Genomic DNA, 21,511 nt, shown 5'->3' with positions numbered 1-21,511 from the left:
GTCCGCCGGCCGCCGCCCGACGAGGAGCCCATGATGCAACAGACCGACGAGCCGCGGACCGAGACCCGCAGCGCAGTCCGGTTCGACCACGTCTACAAGGCCTTCGTCGCCAGGAGCGGCGGGAGCGAACCGGTGCTGGCGCTGCAGGACGTCACATTCGACGCACAGCCGGGTGAGTTCATCAGCCTGGTGGGCCCGTCCGGCTGCGGGAAGTCCACCTGCCTCAACCTGATCGCGGGCCTGTCCGGTCCCTCGGACGGTGCGGTCTCGCACCACGGCTCGCCCGTGCGCGGCGTCAACACCTCGGTCGGCTACATCACCCAGGACGACAACCTGCTGCCGTGGCGCTCACTCCGGGGCAACGTCGAGCTGGGCATGGAGCTGCGGGGGGTCGAACGCCGCGAGCGCCGCGAACGCGCCCAGGAGTTCATCGAGCTCGTCGGGCTGAGCGGATTCGAGGACCACTACCCGCACGAGCTGTCCGGCGGCATGCGCAAGCGCGCCGGGATCATCCGCACGCTGGTCTACGACAGCAGCGTCGTGCTGATGGACGAACCCTTCGGCCCGCTCGACGCCCAGACCCGGGTGATCCTGCAGGCTGAGCTCCTCAAGCTGTGGGAACGCTCGCGCCCGACCGTGCTGTTCGTGACGCACGACCTCGTCGAGGCGATCGCGCTCAGCGACCGGATCCTCGTGTTCACCACCAACCCGGGAACGATCAAACGCGACTACCGGGTGGAGCTGCCCCGCCCGCGCGACCCGTTCCGGATCCACGAGACGCCGGGGTTCAGCGAGCTGCACGACGCGCTGTGGGACGACATCCGCGCGGAGATCGAGAAGAGCCGGGAACGGGGCTCCTCATGAGCCTCGACGTCGCCCCCGCGACACGCGGGACGCAACGGGCCGAGATGGTCCTCCGCGCCGTGGCCGAGGCGGAGCACCGGCGCCGGCGGCGCGAGCGCGCCGGGGTGTGGCTCGGCACGGCAGGGCTCGGCATCGCGATCCTGCTGTTCTGGCAGTACGGCCTCGGGCACCTGGTGAATCCCCGGTACGTGAGCGACCCGCTCTCGATCGGCCTGCGCATCGGTGAACTGGTGGCCGACGGGGAGATCACCCGCCACATCGCGGTCACCCTGACCGAGGCGGGGATCGGCTTCCTGATCGGCGCAGGCCTCGGCCTGCTGAGCGCGTTCGCGCTGAGCCAGACCGCACGCGGGTACGAGGTGTTCGAGCCCTTCCTCATCGGGTTCTACTCGATCCCGAAGATCGCGCTGGCCCCGCTGTTCATCCTCTGGTTCGGGCTGGGCTACACACCGAAGATCATCATGGCGGCGCTGCTCGTCTACTTCATCGTCTTCGTCAACACCGCCACCGGCATCCGTGAGGTGAGCCCCGGCCTCATCCAGGTCTGCCGCGTGTTCGGCGCGAGCCGCCGCGACCTCCTCGTGAAGGTCGTCCTGCCGTCCGCGGCACCCGCGATGATCGCCAGCATCAGGATCACCTGCACCAGAGCGATCGAGGGTGCGGTGCTCTCGGAGTTCGTGGCGTCGACCCAGGGGCTGGGCTACCTGGTCGCCCGCGCCTCCCGGGCCTTCGACATCGAGACGGTCTTCGCCGGCATCGTGGTCATCGCCGCCGCCGTGATGACGGCGAACGCGTTGCTGCGGCTGCTGGAAACCCGGGTCACACCGTGGCAGCCCGCGAGGATCCACGGGTGAGCGCCACCGTCAGCTCCGCCGGTGCCATGGTGCTCGCCTCGGCCCGCCGCGAGCACCTGGCCGCCCGCCGCGCCCGCAGGCTGTTCCTCCTGACGACCCGGCTGGGGATCGTCGTCGTGGTGCTCGTCGCGTGGGAGCTCGCCTCCGGGACGCTGCTGCGCCCCTTCTACATCAGCTCTCCATCGGCGGTGGCGCAGACGCTGGCCGAGTGGGCGGCGAACGGCGAGCTCTGGTACCACGGCCAATTCACGGTGACGGCCGCGTTCTTCGGATACCTGCTCGGGGCTGTTTCGGGGGTGCTGGTCGCCTGGCCGCTGGCGATGGTGCGGCTCGCCTACCGGGTCGTCGAACCGTACTTCCTCGTGGCCTACTCCGTACCGGCGGTGGCGATGGGCCCGGTGTTCATCCTCTGGTTCGGGATCGGCATGACCCCGAAGATCCTCATCGCCGCCTACTTCGTGTTCTTCATCGTCTTCATCAACACGGCGGCCGGGTTCCGGCAGGTCCGGCAGGAGCTGCTGGACGTCACGAAGGTGATGGGAGCCAGCGGCCGGGACCAGCTGCGGACCGTCCTGCTGCCGAGCGCCACCCCGTTCATCCTGGCGGCGCTGCGGATCACCCTGCCAGCGGCGATGATCGGCGCCGTGACCGGCGAGTTCATCTCGTCGAACCGGGGTCTCGGGTTCCTCACCAGGGACGCCGCTTCCTCCTTCTCCACCTCCGGTGTCATCGCCGGGGTGCTCTCGCTCAGCGCGATCGTGCTGCTCATGAACCTCCTGCTGCGCCCGCTGCGACGCGCGCTGCGCTGGCAGGAGGAGATCGACGTACCCCCGACGACCGGCGGCAGATGAGCCGGCGACCGACAGCCACGAGGGAGAGACGATGAGGGGACTACGGCAGTCCGCGATCATGGGCGCTCTGGCACTGGCGATACCGCTCGCAGCGTGCGGGGGTGAGTCCGGCTCCGACGAGCTCACACCGATCACGGTGACGTCGCTGCCGAGCGCTTTCCTTGCGGCGATGTACGTCGCGGACGAACAGGGCATATTCCAACGGGAGGGGCTCGACGTCGAGATCGTCGAGCTGCAGAGCGGCATCGACGGCGTCTCAGCCGTCGTCTCGGGTTCCGCCCAGTACGCCGACATGGGGTTCGACGACCTCGCCACGCTCGCGGCGGAGGGTGAGGAGAGCCTCGTCATGGTGCACAACCTGGTCGGGCGGGTCACCTTCGCCCTGGTGATGAACCCCGACGTGGCGCGCGAGCGCGGGGTGAGCCGGGAGTCCCCCATCGAGGAGCGCTATGCGGCGCTGAAGGGCCTGCGGCTCGGGGTGACGTCGCCGGGTGCCGCCACCGACAAGTACATGCGCTACTACCTGCGCCAGGCGGGACTCGATCCTGACCGGGACGCCGAGATCATCGCCATCGGCGACGGGGCCTCGTTGCTCGCCGCACTGGAGACCGGCCAGATCGACGCATACCAACTCTCCCCGCCGACGCCGTACGTCGCCGCGGCCGAGGGCTTCGGCACCCTCCTGATCGACGGCGCCGCCGGTGACGTGCCGCTGTTCGCCGACTTCGTCTACACCGGGTTCGCCGCCAACCGGCAGTGGGCCGACCAGAACCCGGAACCGGCCCGCGCCTTCAGCAGAGCGTTGAACGTGGCCATGGAGCGGGTGGCAGCGGACCCCGCCGCCGCCGCGGCGACGATCGTGGACCGGATGTCCACCAACGATGTGGAGGTCATCCGCCAGACCCTCGACGCGCTGTTGCCCGCTCTGTCCACCGACGGGTGCTTCAACGCCGCAGCGATACAGACGACGCTCACCACGATGCACGAGGTCCAGCTCACACCCACCGCGGGTGACCCGGCCGAGGGCGTTCTCTGGACCAACGCGTACAACAACTGCTGACCAGACGTGGAAGGACTCTTGTGAAGATCGTTCGCTACCAGACCACCGGGCCTGCCTCCTGGGGGATCGTCGAGGACGGCGTCGTGTTCGCCACCGAGGGGGCGCCCTTCGTGGACCTGCGCTCCACCGGAGAGCGCGTCGGAGCGCTGGACGAGGTGACGCTGCGCGCCCCCGTCACGCCCAGGACCGTGATGTGCGTCGGGCGCAACTACAGCTCGCATGCCGCGGAGTTCGGGAACGCGGTCCCCGACGAGCCGCTGCTGTTCCTCAAGCCGCCGGCGGCGGTGGTCGGCCCGGGCGAGGACGTCGTCCTTCCCCGGCTCTCCGCCCGGCTGGACCCGGAGGCCGAGCTGGTGCTGGTCATCGGGAAGCGCGCCCGGTCGGTGGCGGCGGCCGACGCGTGGGACGTCATCGGCGGCTACACCTGCGGCAACGACGTCACTGCCCGTGACATCCAGAAGTCCGACGGCCAGTGGACGCGCGGCAAGGGCTTCGACACCTTCTGCCCCGTCGGGCCGTGGGTGGAGACCGAGTTCGACCCGACCGACGTCGGGGTCTCCTGCACGGTCGACGGCGAGCGCCGCCAGGACGGGCGCACCAAGGACCTGATCTTCCCGATCCCCTTCCTCATCGAGTACATCACCCGGTTCACCACACTCGAGCCGGGCGACATCATCCTGAGCGGAACCCCGGAAGGGGTACGGCCGGTGGAGCCGGGCAACACGGTCACGGTCGAGGTCGAGGGCCTCGGGGCGCTCTCCAACAGGATCGTCGCGGAGGGCGCAGGCTCCTAGGAGGGCACCCCACCCGTGCCGGGTCCGCTCGTCGTCACCGGCGGACCCCGGCACGGCCCCGGCTCAGGGCGAATCCGGCCCAGGACACCGCGACCAGGCCGGCAACCACGAGCTGAACGGTCAGGAGGTACTCGCGCGGGTAGACGACGCCGGTCAGGTAGGCGTCGACGAAGCCGCGCGGCATGCCCTGCTCGCCGCCCAGCCGGCGGAACCGGTCCTCCCAGGCGGTGAGCGGGCAGTGCACGCCGGCGAGCACGCTCAGCAGGCCCCACCCGACGGCGGCCACGTGCAGGCCCAGCACCCAGGGGTACCGCCAGGCGACGAATCCGCCGAGCGCGAGGAACGCCAGGAACCCGAAGTGGGCCAGCATCACCCCGTCGGCGAGCAGGCGGAACACCACGCGGCCAGGATCCCGCGCACGCGGGTGCGCCGCCACTTCACCCGGTCCGTCAGGGAGTGCAGGGGCGTCGATCAGGACCGCGCCGACGTCGTCCGGGCTCGCAGCGAACTGCGGACGCGCCGGTGACGACCCGTGGTCACGTCAGGACGGTCGCGTCAACCCCACCCGGACATACCCACCCAACCACCCGGCTGACGCGGGCTCGCGCCGGTGGAGCGGCGCTACCGTGCCGTCGTGCGGGTGCAGCGCGCTGGTCCGCCGATGGACGACCAGGTCTGGGCGGCGGTCGCCGCCTCGCATCTGCGCGGCCTGCCGAGGGAGGTCATCGCCGAGCTGCTGGACGGCGCGGAGCGGGTGGGAGCGGCGGCAGGCGAGACGATGCACCGCGCCGGCGAGGACAAGCGGCACCGTGCCGGAGCGGTTGCTCGCCGAGGGCCACCCGCCGACGAACCGGTGAAACACAAGTCCCTGACCCGCGTCGGCCCCCGACGTACGGCCGCGCACATGAACGACTGCGTTGTCGTCGGCGCCGGACCGGCCGGGCTCGCGGCGAGCGCCCGCACCGTGGTCGTCGCCACGGGCGGGGAGAACGTCCCCCGCACGCCCCGCTTGGCCGGCCTGCTGCCCGCCGACGTCTTGCAGCTCCACGCCGCGGCCTACCGCAGGCCCGTGCTGCTGCCCGCCGGTCCGTTTCTCGTCGTCGGGAGCGCACAGTCCGGCTATCAGATCGCCGAGGAGCTGCTCGCCACCGGGCGCCGGGTGGTCCTCGCGACGAGCCCCGCAGGGCGCGCACCGGCCCTGCACCGGGGCCGGGAGACGGTCGAGTGGCTCGCCGAGAGCGAGTTCTTCGACCAGCGACCCCAGGACCTGCCGGATCCCTCGGTCCTCCACGCGCCGCAGCCGCTGCTCGCCCCGGGCGGACGCAGCGCCAGCCTCCAGGCGCTGGTCCGGCGCGGGGCGATTCTGACCGGCCGGCTCGTCGCAGTCGACGGGCGCCGACTCCGGTTCGACGACAGCACCGCGGCGAACATCGCCTCAGCCGACGCCTTCGCCACGCGGATCCGGGCTCTCCTCGACGAGCACATCCGCAGTAGAGGCGGTGCGAGACTTGCACCGCAGGCTCGACCGCTCGCTCGACCTGCTCGGCGCCGCCCGGCCCAGCGGTGACACCCGGCACCGGACGCTGCGCGCCACCGTCGAGTGGTCCTACCAGCTCCTCACCGAGGACGAACGGCGGCTGTTCCGGCACCTGTCGGTCTTCGTCGACGGCGTCGACCTCGATGCCGCGGAGCGGCTCGCCGCAGACCTGGCCCTGGAGCACGATCCCGGCAGCGTCCTGGCCCGCCTCGTCGACGCCTCCATGATCGATGCCGACTTCGGTGGACGCACCCGGTACCGCATTCTGGAGACGCTCCGCACGTTCGGGCTCGACCGGCTCACCGCCGCGGGCGAGGACGGCGCCGCGGCCCGGCAAATGCTCCGCTGGGCCGTCGAGCTGACCGCGTGGTTCGCCGCCACGGTGGGCACCGAGCGCGAGCCTGAGGCCGATGCCGCCTTGCGCCGCGAGCTGGCGAATCTGCGGGCGGCGTGGCGGCTGGCCCGCAGCCGCAGATCCGTCGACGACGCCGCGGCGATGGTCACCGCGCTGTTCGACGCGGTCGCCTACCGCGATCTCGTCGAGATCCGAGGCTGGGCCGAGGAGCTGGCCGACGATCCGGCGCTCGGCACCCATCCCCGCCGGGCGGCGGTGCTCGGCACGGCGGCGGAAGCCGCGTATCACCGCGGCGACTACCCGCGCGCCGAGCGGCTCGCCCGCGCCGGGCTCGAGCGCGCGACCGACCCCGCCGGGTCGTGGTTCTGCCTGATGCCCTTGTCGGTGGCCGAACTGGCCCGCGGGGCGCACGCCGAGGTCGCCGAGCACTCCCTCGCCGCCGCCGAGTTCGCGACCCGGCCCCGCGAGAGCCTCGGGATCGCGGCCCTCGCCACCGCCTACGCGGGCGATCCCGAGCAGGCGCGGACGCTGAACGACCGGGGGCTCGCGGGCGCGGTATCGCCCTCGATGCGCTCGTGGGGCGCCTACGTCGCCGGGGAGATCGAGAGTTTCGCCGGCCGCAGCGAGTCGGCCGCGCGGCATTACGTCCGCGCGATCGACCTCGCCCGCACCTCGGGGGCGACCTTTCTCGTCGGCGTCTCGACCGTCGGGTTGCTCGCGGCGCGCGCCAGGTCCGGCCACACCCAGGACGCGCTGCGCGGCTACCGGGACGTCATCGACTACTTCGCCCGCACGGGCAACTGGACTCACCTGTGGGCCACCCTGCGCAACCTTGCGGACCTGCTGCACCGGCTCGGCGACGACGAGCCCGCCGCCTTGCTCGACGCCGCGGCCGACCAGGCCCCAGACGCCCCCGCCGACCAGTCCCGCAGCGCCGAGCCACCGCTCACGCCGGACCCGACTGTCCCCCGCCGGGCGGAACTGCTCGAGGTGGCCCGCCTGGCGATCGAGCGGAACCTGAAGCCGTCCTGACCCCCGGCCTCGCGACCCCGCCACCAGCTCATGTCCGTGACCTCAGCGCCCCCCGCCGGCACCGCGCTCGTGGCGGTGCCGGAGGGTGTGGGCGAGCCTCGTCGTCCGCGCGGTCGCGAGGATCCCCCGGGCATGGCGGGCGTGCTCCCGCGGCCGGCGGCGCTCCCCCTCCCGGCGCGCGGTGCCCCCGGCCAGCACCAGGAACACGACCCACCCCACCACCGCCGGCACGATCCACGAGGCCGCCCGGTAGAGCACGACGGCGACGGCGGCGGGCGCCGACGGGACCCCGCCCGCCCCCAGCGCGGCGAGCAGCCCGGTCTCGGCCGGGCCCGCGCCGCCGGGGGTGAGGTTCGCGATGATGCTGGCCTGCACCGCGAGGTAGCCGAACGCGACGTCCGACCACGGGACCGGCTGCCCGGTCGCGGCCACGCACGCGGCGAGCGCGAGGAAGTCGAGCACCCATGTCGACAGCGCCGTCACCAGCGCCAGTGCCCACTGCCGCCGCGTGAGCGAGTGCCGGGTGATCCACTCGCTGAACCGCCACGCCGCCTGTGCCGGGCTCGTCGTCACGCGCCGCCGCACCAACGGCACGCGGCGGGCCAGCGCCACGGCCCGGCGCACGATCGCCACCCGCGCCCGCGGGCGCCGCAGCAACACCACCCCGGTCCCGAAGATGAGCGCGGCGATCAGCAGGGAGATCCCGGCGGCCACGGCCGGGCTCAGCAGCCCGACTCCGGCGAACACCAGCGGCGCGAGCACCACCAGGATCACGCCCGTGACGATCCCGGCCATCGCGAGGGCCCAACCCGCCGTGGCGAGGCCGACGCCGCGCTCGGTCAGCGCGTGCACCGTGTAGACCGTGCCGACCGCCCCGCCGGCCGCGGGCACCGTGAGCGAGATGGCGTTGCCGGCGATCGTCACGGCCTGCACTGTCGACGCGGGCACCGAGCCTTCGCCCGCGTTGAGGAACTGCCGGTTGAGCTCGGCGTAGGCCAGGAGGGACGCGGCGCTCAGTACGACCGCCAGCGCGACCCACCGCCACTCGAGCTGCCCGAACGACACGCTCAGGCGCCCAGCTTCGGCGATGCGCGGCGCGATCTGCCAGACCGCGATACCGAGGCCGACCAGGGCCAGCACCCAGTCGAGCACCACCCGCACGATGTGCCGCCGGTCGGCAGGGGCGGCTCGGGTCGCGCTCCGGTCGGCCACGGCGCCCACCCCCGTCCAGTCCGTGCTGTGCTCCGATCCGCGCCCCTGCCGACCGTAGCGCGCGAGACGGCCGCTCTCCGGGTCTCAGTCCGCCCGGAGGCCGGGATCACCTGCGGAGGCGCCGCGCCAGGTCTCCCGGGCGGCGACGCCGAACAGCACCCCGGTGAACAGCACGACGGCGGCCAGCACGATCACCGCCAGCCGGTGGTCCCCGAGATCCACGAGCCAGCCGAGCGCGATCGGTCCCACGACGGTCGCGAGGTCGCCTGCCGTGCGGTAGATCCCGACCGCCGGGCCACGCGCGCTCTCCGGCGCCACGTCCGCGACGTACGCGGCGGGAGCCGGGCCCGAGATGCCGCTGGCGAGCCCGGTGACGACGGTGACGGCGACGAACCACACGGGATCCGACGTCACCGCGTACAGCGGGAGCGCCGCACCGATCACGACCAGCCCCGGGACGATCACCCGCTTGCGGCCGAACCGATCGCTCAGGGACCCGGCGAGCGACACCGTCAGGAGGTTGCACAGGGTCACGGCTCCGAGCAGCACGCCGAACTCCGCCACGCTGAGCCCGACCACGGCGTAGGCGATGATCGGGATGAGCGACTGCATCCCCCCGAACCGGTGCAGGAACACCGAGAACGCGACGGCGCAGACTGCGAGGAAGCTGCGGTCACCGAGCAGTTCCCGCACGGGGGAGCGCCCCGGTGGCCACTCCCCCGCCGCGCGTCCCGCCCCGCGCCGACGCTCGGCACGCGGCGCCCGCAGGAGCGTGCGGGTGCCGAAGAACACGACCAGGAGGGCCATCAGTCCGCAGACCAGGAAGGGTGCCCGGTTCCCCCAGAACGTCGCCACGATGCCGCCGAGCGCGGGCCCGACCGAACCGCCGATCAGCTGGATGCCCTGCAGTTGCGACATCGCGCGCCCGCGGTTCGCGGTGGTGGTGAGCGCGGTGGTGGTGAGCTCGGAGACAAGGACCATCCCGCACGTGATCGCCACGCCGCCGGCGAGCCCGAGCACGAGCCGGCGCAGGCGAGGAGCGCGGTGAGGTTGGGTGCGAACCCCGTCGCCACCTGCAGGGCAACCACCCCGAGAACGGCCCCGACGAGCAGCTTGCGCGAATCCACGCGCTGGCTGAGCAGCCCGGCAGGCACCTCGCGGCGACGTGTGCCTTGTCCTGCTCGGTAAGGTATGGGTCCCAGATGCGGGCCATGGGTGTGCCTTCCGGTGGTGGGCAGACGGGTCGGGGTCGGGCGGGTCGGGGTCGGGCGGGTCAGGGTTGGCTGGGTCAGGGTCGGAGGGGTCAGGGTCGGCGGTCGAGGGTCTGGCTCACCGGCGGGGGCGCGCGATGGACGACGGGCTGTTCGGTCCCGATTCGGTGACCTGGCGGGTCCACCTCGAACCCGTCATGTGGGTCGGCGGGCTGCGGGCGCTGATCCTGCAGACCCTGCACCCCCGTGTGATGCGCGGGACCTACCAGAACTCGGCGCTGTTCGACCCCGACAAAGCGTGGGCCCGGTTCCAGCGCACCGCCGCCTTCGTCGGGACGCGGACGTACGGCACCCGTGCCCAGGTCGAGGCCGCGGCCGCCCGGGTGCGCGCGCTGCACGGCAAGCTGCGCGGATACGACCCGGACAGTGGCTCCACGTTCCGGATCGACGAGCCCGGCCTGCTGCTCTGGGTCCACTGCGCCGAGATCGATTCGTACGTGGACGTCGCTCGGCGGGCGGGGATCGTCGATGCGGCGGAGGCCGACGCCTATGTGGCGGAGAGTGTGCGGGCGGCGCAGATCGTCGGGCTGCCCGGCGCGCCTCGGTCGTGCGCGGAGCTACAGGTCTACTTCGCGCGGGTGCGGCCCGAGCTGTACCTGTGCGCAGAAGGCCGCGTCGCGCTGAGGAACCTGCTCGCCGCGCGGATGCCGGCCCCGCTCGCGGCGCGGCTCGCTGCGCCCCCGATCGCCGTGCTCGCCGTTGCGACGCTCCCCCGCTGGGCCCGTCGCCTGTGCTACCTGCCCGGCCTGCCGACGACCGACCTCGGAGCGACGCTCGCGCTGCGAGCCCTTCGGCAGGCCATCCGGTTACTGCCCGCAGCGCCTGCTCCGCCCGAGGTCGAGCGGGCCCGCGAGCTGGTGCGGAGCCGGTGACGTTCAAACCCGGACCCGCTCGCGATGGCGCCTGGGTTGCGGCGTCACACCTCGCCGGCGAGGCGCCGCCAGATCCAGCTCGCCGGCACGCGCCGACCGGTGACGACGTACTCACGGGCGGCATCGACGACCATCGTCGTGTCGAGGGCGCGATGGGCTTCGGGGCGGCCACAGAACAGCAGCTCGTCGTCGGGAGCCAGCACAAAGTCATCATCAGGCGTCAGCACGCACTCGCCGTCACGCATCACCATGAGTACGACGGCCGGGAGCTGAACGTCGCGGTCGTCCGGGTCGCGCAGAAGATCACCGAGCCGAGCCTCGCCACCGGCGAGCCATCCGACCAGGGCCGGAGCTTCGGCCGGGGTCAGGCGGACCTTCCACAGCGCCTCGAGTCGGGGGCCGCACCGCTGCGTGATGCAGTCGAGGAGGCGAGCGGCCCATCGGTCGCCGCGCGCGGGCACCTCCTGCAGGAACCGCCAAAGCAGCGGGGTGCTCAGCTGCGCGAACACCTCATGGGCCACCACCTCGGCCGGGACGAGCAAGGAGTCCACGTCCATCGCCGCGAAGAGCGGAGCGCTGGACGCGCGGTTCTGCCGGGCGGCGACGAACAGCCTGGGATTGAGCCGACGGGCGGCGGCGATGCATGAGAGGTTGCTGGTGTCGTTGTCCGTGCCCGCGACGAACCCCGCAGCGTCCACCACACCGGCCCGCTGCAGCACAGCCGGCTCGAACCCGTTTCCCTGGATGATCGGGCCCCCGTCCTCTGCGGGGTCGGCGACCGGGTCGACGACGGCGACGTCGAGGCCCTCGCCGCGCAGGTCGTGGATCAGCTCGCGCCCCAAACGGCCGTATCCGCACAAGACCCATCGGCCCGCCTTGGGCGGACGGCCCCTGGGCGGCAGCTCGGCTCCTGGTCCGCTCTCGAGCCAGGTCATCAGCTGGTAGGACGCCGGTGCGCGCAGCGCGATTCGCAGGTGGTCACCGAATCGGTCGAACGGGTTCACTACGGACGGTGTGCCGAAAGCACGCATGCGCTCGGCGATCGCCGGTGACGCGGTGCGCGAGATCACGGACAGGTCGGGCCGCAGCAGGGCCGCCGCCATCGTCACCGCCAGGTTCGCCTCGTCGTCGTTGGTGATCGCGAGCACCGACACACAGTTCGGGTTGCCGATGCCCGCCACCCCGAGGTGGCCGGGATCGCGCGCGTCGGCGACCAGGCCCGGCACGTCCGCGTGGTAAGCGGCGAGGTCGAGGGCCGCGATACGGTCCTCGTCGGCGTCGAGCACCACGAACCGCTTCCCGAGCGCGTCGAACGCTTCACCCAGCAGCTCGCCGGTTCGTCCGTATCCCGCGACGAGCAGGAACGGCTCCCGCAACCGGGACACCTTGCGCGTGAAGTGGTGCAGCGCGAGCGCCTGCCGGAACGCTCGGTCCTGCACGAGCGCGAGGAGCGACCCGATGGCGTACGCCCACCCGATCACCGTCAGGTAGATCGAGACCGTGACCCACAGCCGCTGCGCGGCGGTGAACGCCTGGGGCAGCTCGCCGAAACCGATCGTCGAGGCCGTGTAGCTCATGAAGTAGAAGGCGTCGAAGATCGACATGCGCCACGGCTGCCCACTCGGGGTCTCGCCCGGGACGAGCGTCAGGCCGAGAACGCTGATCGCGAAGATCGTGATCAGGACGATCAACGGGGCGCGCATCCGGCGCAGGATCAGGAAGATGGTCGCCGTCGCCTGCACAGCGGATGCGCGGGGGATGCGCCTGCGCAAGCGGCGGGAGGGCACTTCGTCCCCGCCGAACATTCGCGACCAGAACACGAGCAGCGGATTGCCCACCCTCGCCTCCTAACGGCGGTGGAACGAGACGGTCTCGACGACGAGCAGCACCACCGACACGACATTGGCGAACAGTGCTCCGCCGGAGAGAGACACCACGCTCGCCATTGCGGCAGGGGTGAGGCCATCGGCAGAGATGTGCGCCGCGTACGTCCAGACAATCGTTGCGGCGATCAGCTGGAGGTCCGCCACCAAGCTCGTCGCCAGGTGCACGGCGCCGATCTGGGTGCGGTCGCCGAACTTGAGCACCGTCGCGATCAGACTCACGACGACGGCCGCGAACAGCTCGTAGACGTTGTGCAACGCCGGGTTGGCGATGTCGCCGATGAAGAAACCGAAGTTGAGCGTGGCCGCGAGCAGCACGAAGAAGCCGAACACGACCTTCTCGAGGTTCACGAGACGCCCCTCGTCGTGGTCCAGAAAGGTCCGGTCACGCTAGCGCCGCCGCCCGCATCTCGCCGTGCGGAGGCGCCTCGTCGATTCCACCGCCCGATACACGCCGCTCCCCCGCCGGCGGCCCCGATCCAGGGCCCCAGCGAGCAGACGCGCTGGTCGGCGCTGTCACAGCCCGCCTCGGCCCGGGCTGCGGACCGAGCAGGATGCCGAACCACCTGCCGAGGTCGGCGCGGTCGCGCTCCGGAATCCCCAGCAGCTCGCTGATCACGGTGCGTGCGCGAGTTGGCCGGCCTGACGCTCGTCCCGGGCGAGGTCCGTCTGGTGGGCGGCGCCGAGGCGTGGTGGGTGTCCGGGCATGAGGAAGCCGTGCCATCCTCGCCGACCGCTGCTTCTCCTCCGATCGGCGCAAGGACGGCTTCCCGCTGAGGGTCGCTGAATAGGAGCCGGGGTCAGGGGACGACCGTGTCGATGGCCTCGTGGTGCTTCTCGAGCGGTATGTACTCATCCTCCATGATCGCCCGTGGGTTGAACTGCGGGTCGGCGAGGAAACCGTGCACCCGCCTGCGCTGCATGCCCATGTTGCCGCCGTCGTAGATCGGGAACACGGACGCCTCGCGCAAGAGCTTCCCGAACCCGTGAAGGGCGTCCAGGCTGTTCACCCCGACGATCTGCATGCACTTGTAGACGCAGTCGAACATCATCTCGGTGACCTGGATCTTGTTCATGGCTCCGACGAGCTCGGCGTGCTGGTCGTGCTTGTCGAGGTAGTCCGCGGCACGCCACGAGAAGTAGCGGCCCATCTCGATCTGCGCGGCCACGTCGCCCAGGACGTAGCCGACGTTCTGGAAGTTGATGATGGGCTTGAGCGCGCCTGCCGTGTTGCCCTTGGCGAAGGCCAGGGCCTTCTCGAACGCCGCACGGGCGACCCCGACCGCGGCGATCGCGGCCACCGGGCCCGACCAGGCGAAGTTGCGGTTGATCACGAAATCGCCGTTGCCCTGGGCGCCGGGCAGCAGGTTCTCCGCTGGGACCCGCGCGTCGTCGAAGACGACCTCGGCGTTGGACGTGAGCCGGTGCCCCTCCTTGTCGATGTACTTGTAGGTGATCCCCGGGGTGCCCCGCTCGATGACGATCGCGGAGAGCCCCTCCGTGCCGCCCTTCTCCGGATCCGTGCGAACAATGGCTGTCTGCAGGTTCACGCCCTGCTCGTCCCAGCCCGCCGCCGACGGCCAGTACTTGCGTCCGTTGAGCACGTACTGATCGCCGTCCCGTCTCGCAATCAGGCCGACGCCCGCGGGCCGCGGCAGCGGGATGTCGAAGTTGGCGGTGCCCGACGGGCTGCCTGCCGGCTCGCTGGCGGTCCAGCCACCGAGGAACTCGCCGGACGGGTCCGACGTGGCGGGGCGGAGGAAACGCTCTTTCTGCTCCTCAGAGCCGTACCAGGACACGGGCATGAGCCCGAGGCCGTTGCAGAGGACGGTGCAGGCGAACCCGGGATCGACGACGCATATCTCCTCGGCCGCGATCACCAGATCCACGCACGACACGCCCCCACCGCCGTACTGCCGCGGCAGCATGCACATCGCGATGCCGGCCTTGTACGCCTCGACGTAGGCGGGCTTGGTCCGTTGGACGGCCCGCACCGGGTCGGGCTCCCGGTCGGCGTCCGGGACGATCGGGGCCAGCACGTTCTCGGCGAAGGCGCGGACCTCGTGCTGCAGCTTCCGCTGCTCGTCGGAGAGGGTGAAGTTGATGCTCATCCTTCCCGTGCTCCCTTCCGTCGCCGGCCGGGCCCGTTCCGGGTGATCGAGCTACGCGCCCGTCCTCGGCGCCTGAGCCGTGGAGGCTTCTCCGGGCAGCGACGGACGGGAAGGGGTGCCGTCCCAGTTCCCACGAATCGAGCAACTCGGGGTCCGAGCTCGACCCCGATCGGACGCCGCGGAGCGATGGACGGAGTAGCCCAAACGCTCGACCGAGCGGGAGGCGATCCGGCTCGAGATCGCCCGCATCTCATCCGATACCGTGCCCGGCGCACCATGCATCGCCATCGCCCCACCGCGTCGAGGAGTGCTGAGCTGTGAGACGCCGGAAGGGCAGCGGGGCGGCGAGGTGGACGCTCCTCCTCATTGGTGGCGCCCTGCTGGGGGTGTACCTCTTCCTGCCGGTGTGGCTGACCCACGGCGATCTCACCCGGGTGCCGGCCGCGGCCTCGGTGCGTGACGCCCCGGAGGTGGCCGCGCTGGAGCGGGCCGGCTTCACGCTGGAAGAGGAGAACGGCCACGACCCCGACGGTGCCCAGTTCACCGAGTACGCCTACGCCAGTTGGGAGCTGCCGGATCAGGTGGCCTCTGTCGCGGTCATCTACCGCCTGGACACCGGGCCGACGCCGCGTGGGCGCGAAGCGTTCCGGAGCGGCTCCGGCAACATGGAGCAGTACCTCGCGGACGTCCGGAGTCAGGGCGAGGGGTCGGGCTACGAGACGGCCGTGACCTCCGGGCTCGGCGACGAGAGCTTCGAGCAGGTCTCGGTGGCCGCCAACCCCCACGACCCGAGCCGGTACGTCAGGCAGGTCGTGAGGGTGCACAACGTGGCGATCATGGTCACCTACCTCGACCAGGACGGTGCCGACGTCGAGGAGATGCGCCGGACGGTCCGCGGCGTTGCCGCCGCCGCGGTGGAGCGCCTGCAGGCCGTGAACGCGTAAACGCACAGGGATCCCGCCGAGCGGGAGTCCTCAACCCGAACGGCTCAGGGCCGGCCCGGAGATAACCATCGGGTTCTTCCCGGATACATGAGTAGCGGACCTACACATACGGTCCTCCTATGACCACTCACATTCGCGTAGCGTCGCTCGCCCTCGGCCCGGCGCTGCTGGCAGCGTCGACGTTCTTCTGGCAGGACGGTCGATACGGCGTCACCGGCGGCGTCTTGGTGGCACTGTCGTCGGCCGCCTGGATATACGGGCTCCTCGGCGTCTGGGAACACCTGCACGCCTGGCTGCCAAAACTGGCGGCCGTGGGCTTATTGATGACTCTGCTGGGCACGTTCGGCGGGATCGCCTTCGGCTTGCAGGGCTTCTTCGAGGGCATCTTCGGCGTGTCGGGGCCCGAATCACTGGCGGCCGCCGACGAGTACCCGACGGCTTCGTTGCTCGTTCTCTGGGGACCCGGTTCGATGTTCCCGCTGTCGCTGGTCCTGCTGGGGGCAGTGCTGTTCCGGACAGCCATCGTGCCGAGACTGCTAGCGGTGGCGTTCATGCTCGGTGGCGCAGCATTCCCGGCCACCCGTATCGGACGCATCGATCTGATAGCGCATACGGCGGACGCGCTGCTCCTCGGCGCTTCGATCTGGCTGTCGGTGCTGATCGCGAAGGGCCTGCTCGATTCGGTGGCGAACCCCGAGCCAGTGCTCCACCGCTGAAATGAACGATTCTCAATAGCCGGGTGACATCCAGTGTTGATCACTGTTCGGGTCGGCGGAGCGCAGCGCGTTGACCAGGAGTGCCGGCCGGCCCATGCAGGGCCCGAGGCGCAGCGGTGCGCGATCTTCTACGTCGTGTAGTGCTACGGTGTGTCGCACATGACCTTGAGGAGGTTGTCGTGCTCGACGCACCGGCCCCGTGTGGCCCTCCGCGATGGACGACCCTGCCCGGAGGTTCCGCCGGGTGGTTCGTGACCCGATACGCCGACGTTCGAACCGTGTTGTCCGATCCGCGCTTCGTGCGGGACGTGGCGCGAGTGGCCCGGCTACGGGCCGAGGCTGGTCATCACCCCGTGCACGGGAGCGGAGTGTGGGTGGGGCGGGGCACGACTCTGCTGCACCTCGATCCCCCGGACCACACCCGGATCCGGCGGGCCGTGAACCCCTTGTTCGCCGCGCGCCGCGCCGACGCACACCGTTCGATGATCGACGAGCTGGCGACCACGCTGGTCAGCAGGTGCGCGAGCTCCGGACGCGCGGACCTGGTGTGCGACCTCGCGGTCCCGCTCGCCGTTGCGGTGCTGTGCGAGGTCGCGGGGCTGCCGTCCGACGACCATCACCGTTTCGGGCACTGGGTCCGGCAGGTCCATCGGATCGACGGTGGCGCAGAAGCGGGCCGCCGGACCGTCGAGGCCATCGACGCTCTGGACCGGTACCTGGAGGACCGGATCGCCGATGGCCCGCTGCCTGGCGTGCTCGCGGAGCTCGTCAGACAGGCCCGGTCGTCGGCCGGGCCTGACGACGGCCTGCCCGGGGACGACGGCCTGTCCGAGGACGAGGTGATCGCACTCGGGCGCGATCTGCTGGTGGGCGGGTACGAGAGCACGGCGAACCTGATCTCGGGCGGTCTCGCCCTGCTCCTCGCGGAGCCGTCGCGCTACGCGCGGGTGCACGGTGACCCGTCGACGATCGACGCCGCCGTCGAGGAGAGCCTCCGGCACGTGGCGCCGTTCCCGCTGCTGGAGGCGCGTCATGCCGCGGAAGCCGTGGACCTCGGTGGTGTGCTGGTCGCGCCGGGCGACGCCGTCGTCGTCGACATCGCCGCGGCGAACCGCGACCCGGATCGGTTCGCGGCGCCCGACGGGTGGCACCTCGAGACGCCGCCCGGCCACCTGTCGTTCGGCCACGGCGCACACCACTGCCTCGGCGCGGTCCTGGCCCGGCGCGAGGCGCATGCGGCGTTCCGTGCGGTGATCACCGGCCTCGACGACCTCCGCCTCGCCTGTTCTCCTGAAGATCTGGTGTGGGAGCCCGGCCTGACACCGACGTTGCGGTCGCTCCCGGTGAAGTTCACGCCGCGGCTGGTCCCCAGCGGCAAAGCGAGCTGAGGTGACGATCCCGGATCTCCTCGCGTACTCCGGACCCGCCCTCTGCCTCCTCCTGCTCGGGATGCTGTTCGTCGAGTCCGCGCTGTTCGTCGGCGTGTTCCTGCCCGGAGACTCACTGCTGTTCGGCGCGGGCCTGCTCGTAGGCAGCGGCCGCGTCGACGTACCGGTGGCCGTGCTCGCCGCGTCGGCCTGGACCGGCGCCGTCCTTGGCGACACCCTCGGCTACTGCCTCGGCCGCTGGCTCGGCCCTGCCTGGCTGAATCGCGGTCGCAACGCGAGGAGCCGCAGGTTCCTGGCCGTCGCGGAGCGGATGTACGAACGGCACGGATCGTTCGCGATCGTGATCTGCCGCTGGTTTCCCGGCGTTCGGGCAATCGTGCCGACCTTGGCCGGGGTGGGCCGGATGCACCCGGTCCGATTCACCGTCGCGAACGGGGTCGGGGCTCTGCTCTGGGCCCTCGGGATGGTCCTCATCGGCTACGCCGCAGCCTCGACTCCCTGGGTGGAGGACGTGGCGCTCTGGGCGATGGCGGTGAGCATCGCAGTGACCGTCGGGTACGGCCTCGTCCATGCGCTGCGACGCTGGAGGGACGGCCGCCTGCGGGTCGACGAGCCCGCTACCGGGACACTGCTTCCGACAGGAACGTACAAGTCGACGGCCGAAGGGAGGGGCGCCGGATGAACCGATTCGGTCCGCTCGAACAAGCCGTGATGGAGGTCTTGTGGGCCGCGTCCGAGGCGCGGACGGCTCGGGAGGTCCTCGACGCCCTCCCGGAGCGAGGCCTGGCCTACTCCACCGTGCGGACGGTGCTCGACCGGCTTGTCGCGAAGCAGTTCGTCCGGCGCACGAGTCGTGGCCGCGCAGGCCTCTACGCTGCCGCCGCGGGAAGGGACGACTACGTCGCCGACCTCATGCGCCAGGTCCTCGACCTGAGCGGAGACCGCAGCTCGGCCCTCGTCCATTTCGCGCGCAGCATCGACGAACCGGACGCAGCCGCGCTGCGCGAGGGGTTGCAGCGGACCTCCGGGCCGGAGCGCGGCGAAGACCGGAGGCATCGAGAGGACGGAACTCCGTGACCTACGTGCTCCATCACGTCGTGGTGCTGATGCTCGCGGTCGGCACGGGCGCCTGGTTACTGCGAACCAGCTGGACGCACCGCGCCCCGCACACGGGGGTCGTGCTGTGGCAAGCCACGATCGCCGGCGGGATCAGCGCCGTGATCGGCACCGCGTTCGCGATCGGCTTGAGCCCATACCAGCGGGGCGTCGCCTCCGGGCTGGTGCTCGTGGTGGGCGACGTCGCCTCCGGCCGGCCCACGGGGCTGAATCTCGCTCACCTCGTCGCGCTCGTCGTCGGAGTTCTGATCACCGGCTTCGTCATCGCACGGCTGGCGTGGCACGCCTTTCGAGCGACGCGTGCCCGCCGCCGCCACCGCGACCTGCTCCGGCTCGTCGCCCACCCGTCCGCAACTGCGCCCGGACACGATCACGTCGTCCTCGATCACTCAGCTGCAGCCGCGTACTGCGTGCCGGGTGTCCGGCCGATCGTCGTCGTCACCCGAGGCGTGTACGACCTCCTCACAACCGACGAGCTCGACGCGGTGCTCGCGCACGAGGCCGCCCATGCCTCGCAGCGGCACGACCTCGCCCTCGCCCCGTTCCACGCCCTTCCCAACAGAGGCGTACTCGGCCGCGCGCGCTCCGACGTGGCGGCGCTCGTCGAGATGTGCGCCGACGACATCGCCCTGCGCCGGCATCACGTAGCCGTTCTGCGATCCGCGCTGCATCGCATGGCCTGCTCCGGTCACGCGTCTCCGGCATCGACGCTCGGCGCCACCACGGGAATCGAACGCCGCCTCGCCCGGCTCACCGAGCCGAACCGCCGGACGTCACCGCTCGCGAAATGCCTGGCCCTCGCGCTCGCCCTCACCGGGGCGACGACACCGCTCAGCCTGTTCCTGTTCCCCCTGTGACCAGGCCCGGGTCGCGGGCGATGATGACGATCTGTCCTCAAGCCAGCGGAACCCGCCACGTCAGCCTCGTTCCGCCCGAGTCATCGCGTCCCACGAGGAGCTCGCCGCTGCATTCGCGGGCCCGATCTTCGAGGTTGCGCAGTCCGCTGCGGGCCGCGCCCGGAGGGATCCCGATTCCGTTGTCAGCGACGTCGATCAGTAGCTCGTCACCCGCCTCGACGGTGACAGTCACCGATGTCGGGCGGCCGTGCCGAATGGCGTTGCTGACGGCCTCCCGCACGACGGCCTGGGCGTGCGCCCCGATATGCGGGGGTACCAGGGTGTCGACGGCGCCGGCAATCCGCACCGACGGTGTCACGCCGCCACCCTCTGCCGCGTCGGCAGCGGTGTCCAGAAGCTTGCGACGCAGTCCACCCTCGGCTCGCACACCGGCGGTGTGCAGATCGAAGATCGAGGTGCGGATCTCCCGCACGGTCTCGTCGAGCTCGTCGACCGCCTCGATGATGCGACGCTGCACGACCGGGTCGTCGGTGCGGCGCAGGGTGCTCTGCAGCTGTAGCCCGGTGGCGAACAGCCGTTGGATGACGTGGTCGTGCAGGTCCCGGGCGATGCGGTCGCGGTCGCTGAAGACGTCGAGCTGGCGCTGCGCCCGGTTCTTCTCGCCCAACTCCAGTGCGAGCGTGGCCTGTTCGGCGAACGAGGTCAGCAGCGGAACCTCGGCGGGCTGGAACGGCTGCCCGGCCCGGTGGCGCAACGCGACGAGCGCCCCGATCACCCGCTCCTGCGACTGAAGCGGCACCGCGACCGTGGGGCCGTATCCGCGCAAGTTCCGGTCGATGGCGTCCAGAAGCGCGCCCGCGGACGAGGTGAGCACCGCCGTGCGGCCGTCGACCACCTCATGCAGCAGCGGGTCCCGCCCGTCGAGGCTGTGGCCCACCATGTTCGGTTCTTCCGGTCCGCGTTGGGCGCGGATGGTGAAGTGGTCGTCGGCTGGGTCCGGGCCGAGAACGATGAATGTGGCGTCGGAGTCGGTCAGCTCCAGGGTGCGCAGCGCGATCAGGCCGAGCGCGTCCTCCTCGGTGGCCCCTGACAGCAGCTCGGCCCGGATCTCACCGGACGCCTCCAGTGCGAGCTGGCGTAGCCGGCTCTGCTCGAACAGGTCGGCGTTCTGCACCGCGATGCCGGCCGCGGCAGCAAGTGCCTCCAGCACCATTTCGTCGTCAGGGGTGAACTCACCACCCCCCTTCTTCTCGGTCATGTACAGGTTGCCGAACACCGAGTCCCGCACCCGCACGGGTACGCCGAGGAAGCTGTGCATCGGCGGGTGGTGGGCAGGAAACCCGACCGATGCTTCGTGCGTGCTCAGGTCCTCGAGCCGCAGCGGACGCGGATCGACGATCAGCTGACCGAGGAGGCCCTTGCCCTCGGGGAGGCGGCCCATCCTCGCCCGCGTCTCCTCGTCCAGGCCGACGTGGACGAACCGCGAGATCCCGCCGTTCGGGGCGAGCACGCCGAGCGCCCCGTAGCGTGCGTCGACAAGGTCCACCGCGGCCTGGACGATGCGCCGCAGCGTCGCGTCGAGCTCCAGCCCCGACGCCACCGCCAGCACAGCATCGAGCAACCCTTGCATGTGATCGCGGAGCGCGACGATCTCGGTGAGCCGCTCCTGGACCCCGCGCAGCAGTTCATCGAGCCGGAGCCCTGCCAGAGTTTTCGGCCGGAGCCGGTCGCCGACGGCGTCGGTCTCGTCGTTCGGCATGACGGCGCTTCTCTGACTCGGGGCTGGGTGGAGCG

21 protein-coding genes are annotated in these 21,511 nt (G+C 71.3%); 14 read left to right on the top strand and 7 right to left on the bottom strand.

The features are described 5' to 3' along the window. Nucleotides 1–30: 30 nt before the first annotated feature. The 5 genes from ABD143_RS19385 to ABD143_RS19365 are packed head-to-tail and all read left to right on the top strand — an operon-like array spanning nucleotide 31 to nucleotide 4,423. On the top strand, nucleotides 31–864 hold the full coding sequence (locus tag ABD143_RS19385) for an ABC transporter ATP-binding protein (RefSeq protein WP_343980019.1): 834 nt from the start codon (nucleotides 31–33) through the stop codon (nucleotides 862–864). Next, nucleotides 861–1,718, top strand: a complete 858-nt coding sequence (locus ABD143_RS19380) for an ABC transporter permease (protein WP_343980017.1) — start codon at nucleotides 861–863, stop codon at nucleotides 1,716–1,718. The genes ABD143_RS19385 and ABD143_RS19380 overlap by 4 nt, the downstream gene beginning before the upstream one ends. Continuing rightward, nucleotides 1,715–2,569: an ABC transporter permease gene (locus tag ABD143_RS19375; protein WP_343980014.1), complete on the top strand. Its 855-nt coding sequence runs from the start codon at nucleotides 1,715–1,717 to the stop codon at nucleotides 2,567–2,569. The genes ABD143_RS19380 and ABD143_RS19375 overlap by 4 nt, the downstream gene beginning before the upstream one ends. Before the next feature lie 31 nt (nucleotides 2,570–2,600). Next, nucleotides 2,601–3,629: an ABC transporter substrate-binding protein gene (locus tag ABD143_RS19370; RefSeq protein WP_343980011.1), complete on the top strand. Its 1,029-nt coding sequence runs from the start codon at nucleotides 2,601–2,603 to the stop codon at nucleotides 3,627–3,629. A gap of 20 nt (nucleotides 3,630–3,649) precedes the next feature. Continuing rightward, nucleotides 3,650–4,423, top strand: a complete 774-nt coding sequence (locus ABD143_RS19365) for a fumarylacetoacetate hydrolase family protein (protein WP_343980009.1) — start codon at nucleotides 3,650–3,652, stop codon at nucleotides 4,421–4,423. A gap of 34 nt (nucleotides 4,424–4,457) precedes the next feature. Here ABD143_RS19365 and ABD143_RS19360 read toward each other — a convergent pair whose 3' ends face one another. Further along, entirely contained in the window at nucleotides 4,458–4,823 is a 366-nt protein-coding gene (locus ABD143_RS19360) for a DUF2784 domain-containing protein (RefSeq protein WP_343980006.1), read from the bottom strand. Nucleotides 4,824–5,057: 234 nt separating this feature from the next. On the opposite strand from ABD143_RS19360, the gene ABD143_RS19355 reads away from it, so the two are divergent. After that, nucleotides 5,058–5,990, top strand: coding sequence for an NAD(P)/FAD-dependent oxidoreductase (locus ABD143_RS19355; protein ID WP_343980003.1), 933 nt, complete (start codon nucleotides 5,058–5,060; stop codon nucleotides 5,988–5,990). Beyond that, on the top strand, nucleotides 5,923–7,347 hold the full coding sequence (locus ABD143_RS19350; RefSeq protein ID WP_343980000.1) for an ATP-binding protein: 1,425 nt from the start codon (nucleotides 5,923–5,925) through the stop codon (nucleotides 7,345–7,347). The genes ABD143_RS19355 and ABD143_RS19350 overlap by 68 nt, the downstream gene beginning before the upstream one ends. A gap of 42 nt (nucleotides 7,348–7,389) precedes the next feature. On the opposite strand, the gene ABD143_RS19345 is transcribed toward ABD143_RS19350, so the two are convergent. Further along, complete coding sequence (locus tag ABD143_RS19345) at nucleotides 7,390–8,559, bottom strand: lysylphosphatidylglycerol synthase transmembrane domain-containing protein (protein ID WP_343979997.1); 1,170 nt, start codon at nucleotides 8,557–8,559, stop codon at nucleotides 7,390–7,392. 84 nt (nucleotides 8,560–8,643) lie between these two features. After that, nucleotides 8,644–9,579 (bottom strand): MFS transporter, encoded by a 936-nt coding sequence (locus ABD143_RS19340; RefSeq protein ID WP_343979995.1) that lies wholly within the window; start codon nucleotides 9,577–9,579, stop codon nucleotides 8,644–8,646. A gap of 328 nt (nucleotides 9,580–9,907) precedes the next feature. On the opposite strand from ABD143_RS19340, the gene ABD143_RS19335 reads away from it, so the two are divergent. Continuing rightward, entirely contained in the window at nucleotides 9,908–10,702 is a 795-nt protein-coding gene (locus tag ABD143_RS19335; RefSeq protein WP_343979992.1) for an oxygenase MpaB family protein, read from the top strand. 44 nt (nucleotides 10,703–10,746) lie between these two features. Here ABD143_RS19335 and ABD143_RS19330 read toward each other — a convergent pair whose 3' ends face one another. The 3 genes from ABD143_RS19330 to ABD143_RS19320 all read right to left on the bottom strand — a co-directional run bounded on the left by ABD143_RS19330 (nucleotide 10,747) and on the right by ABD143_RS19320 (nucleotide 14,696). Beyond that, nucleotides 10,747–12,540, bottom strand: a complete 1,794-nt coding sequence (locus ABD143_RS19330) for a potassium channel family protein (RefSeq protein ID WP_343979989.1) — start codon at nucleotides 12,538–12,540, stop codon at nucleotides 10,747–10,749. Between the two features lie 9 nt (nucleotides 12,541–12,549). Beyond that, entirely contained in the window at nucleotides 12,550–12,936 is a 387-nt protein-coding gene (locus tag ABD143_RS19325) for a DUF6394 family protein (RefSeq protein ID WP_343979986.1), read from the bottom strand. 449 nt (nucleotides 12,937–13,385) lie between these two features. Beyond that, nucleotides 13,386–14,696, bottom strand: coding sequence for an acyl-CoA dehydrogenase family protein (locus tag ABD143_RS19320; protein WP_343979983.1), 1,311 nt, complete (start codon nucleotides 14,694–14,696; stop codon nucleotides 13,386–13,388). A gap of 317 nt (nucleotides 14,697–15,013) precedes the next feature. On the opposite strand from ABD143_RS19320, the gene ABD143_RS19315 reads away from it, so the two are divergent. The 6 genes from ABD143_RS19315 to ABD143_RS19290 all read left to right on the top strand — a co-directional run bounded on the left by ABD143_RS19315 (nucleotide 15,014) and on the right by ABD143_RS19290 (nucleotide 19,717). Continuing rightward, nucleotides 15,014–15,640, top strand: a complete 627-nt coding sequence (locus ABD143_RS19315) for a hypothetical protein (RefSeq protein WP_343979980.1) — start codon at nucleotides 15,014–15,016, stop codon at nucleotides 15,638–15,640. Nucleotides 15,641–15,759: 119 nt separating this feature from the next. Next, entirely contained in the window at nucleotides 15,760–16,356 is a 597-nt protein-coding gene (locus ABD143_RS19310) for a hypothetical protein (protein WP_343979977.1), read from the top strand. 374 nt (nucleotides 16,357–16,730) lie between these two features. Then, nucleotides 16,731–17,744 carry a cytochrome P450 gene (locus ABD143_RS19305; protein ID WP_343979974.1) on the top strand — a complete coding sequence of 338 codons (1,014 nt, stop codon included), beginning with the start codon at nucleotides 16,731–16,733 and terminating at the stop codon, nucleotides 17,742–17,744. Between the two features lies 1 nt (nucleotide 17,745). Then, entirely contained in the window at nucleotides 17,746–18,426 is a 681-nt protein-coding gene (locus ABD143_RS19300) for a DedA family protein (RefSeq protein WP_343979971.1), read from the top strand. Beyond that, entirely contained in the window at nucleotides 18,423–18,821 is a 399-nt protein-coding gene (locus tag ABD143_RS19295) for a BlaI/MecI/CopY family transcriptional regulator (protein WP_343979968.1), read from the top strand. Before ABD143_RS19300 ends, ABD143_RS19295 begins: the two co-directional genes overlap by 4 nt. Then, a complete protein-coding gene (locus tag ABD143_RS19290) occupies nucleotides 18,818–19,717 on the top strand; it encodes a M56 family metallopeptidase (protein WP_343979965.1) in 900 nt (299 codons plus the stop codon). Before ABD143_RS19295 ends, ABD143_RS19290 begins: the two co-directional genes overlap by 4 nt. Before the next feature lie 37 nt (nucleotides 19,718–19,754). Here ABD143_RS19290 and ABD143_RS19285 read toward each other — a convergent pair whose 3' ends face one another. Continuing rightward, nucleotides 19,755–21,476 carry a sensor histidine kinase gene (locus ABD143_RS19285; protein ID WP_343979962.1) on the bottom strand — a complete coding sequence of 574 codons (1,722 nt, stop codon included), beginning with the start codon at nucleotides 21,474–21,476 and terminating at the stop codon, nucleotides 19,755–19,757. Nucleotides 21,477–21,511 lie beyond the last annotated feature (35 nt).

The sequence above is a fragment of the Pseudonocardia aurantiaca genome (genome assembly GCF_039526725.1).
Classification (GTDB): domain Bacteria; phylum Actinomycetota; class Actinomycetes; order Mycobacteriales; family Pseudonocardiaceae; genus Pseudonocardia; species Pseudonocardia aurantiaca.
The sequence above is the reverse complement of the archived record's forward strand: the minus strand, read 5'-3'. Positions and strand labels throughout refer to the sequence as shown.

Bases quoted from the DNA above. Each gene is read 5' to 3' on its own strand.
- ABD143_RS19385 (WP_343980019.1), top strand. From the start codon at position 31: ATGATGCAACAGACCGACGAGCCGCGGACCGAGACCCGCAGCGCAGTC.
- ABD143_RS19380 (WP_343980017.1), top strand. From the start codon at position 861: ATGAGCCTCGACGTCGCCCCCGCGACACGCGGGACGCAACGGGCCGAG.
- ABD143_RS19370 (WP_343980011.1), top strand. From the start codon at position 2,601: ATGAGGGGACTACGGCAGTCCGCGATCATGGGCGCTCTGGCACTGGCG.
- ABD143_RS19335 (WP_343979992.1), top strand. From the start codon at position 9,908: ATGGACGACGGGCTGTTCGGTCCCGATTCGGTGACCTGGCGGGTCCAC.
- ABD143_RS19320 (WP_343979983.1), bottom strand. From the start codon at position 14,696: ATGAGCATCAACTTCACCCTCTCCGACGAGCAGCGGAAGCTGCAGCAC.
- ABD143_RS19310 (WP_343979977.1), top strand. From the start codon at position 15,760: ATGACCACTCACATTCGCGTAGCGTCGCTCGCCCTCGGCCCGGCGCTG.
- ABD143_RS19295 (WP_343979968.1), top strand. From the start codon at position 18,423: ATGAACCGATTCGGTCCGCTCGAACAAGCCGTGATGGAGGTCTTGTGG.
- ABD143_RS19285 (WP_343979962.1), bottom strand. From the start codon at position 21,476: ATGCCGAACGACGAGACCGACGCCGTCGGCGACCGGCTCCGGCCGAAA.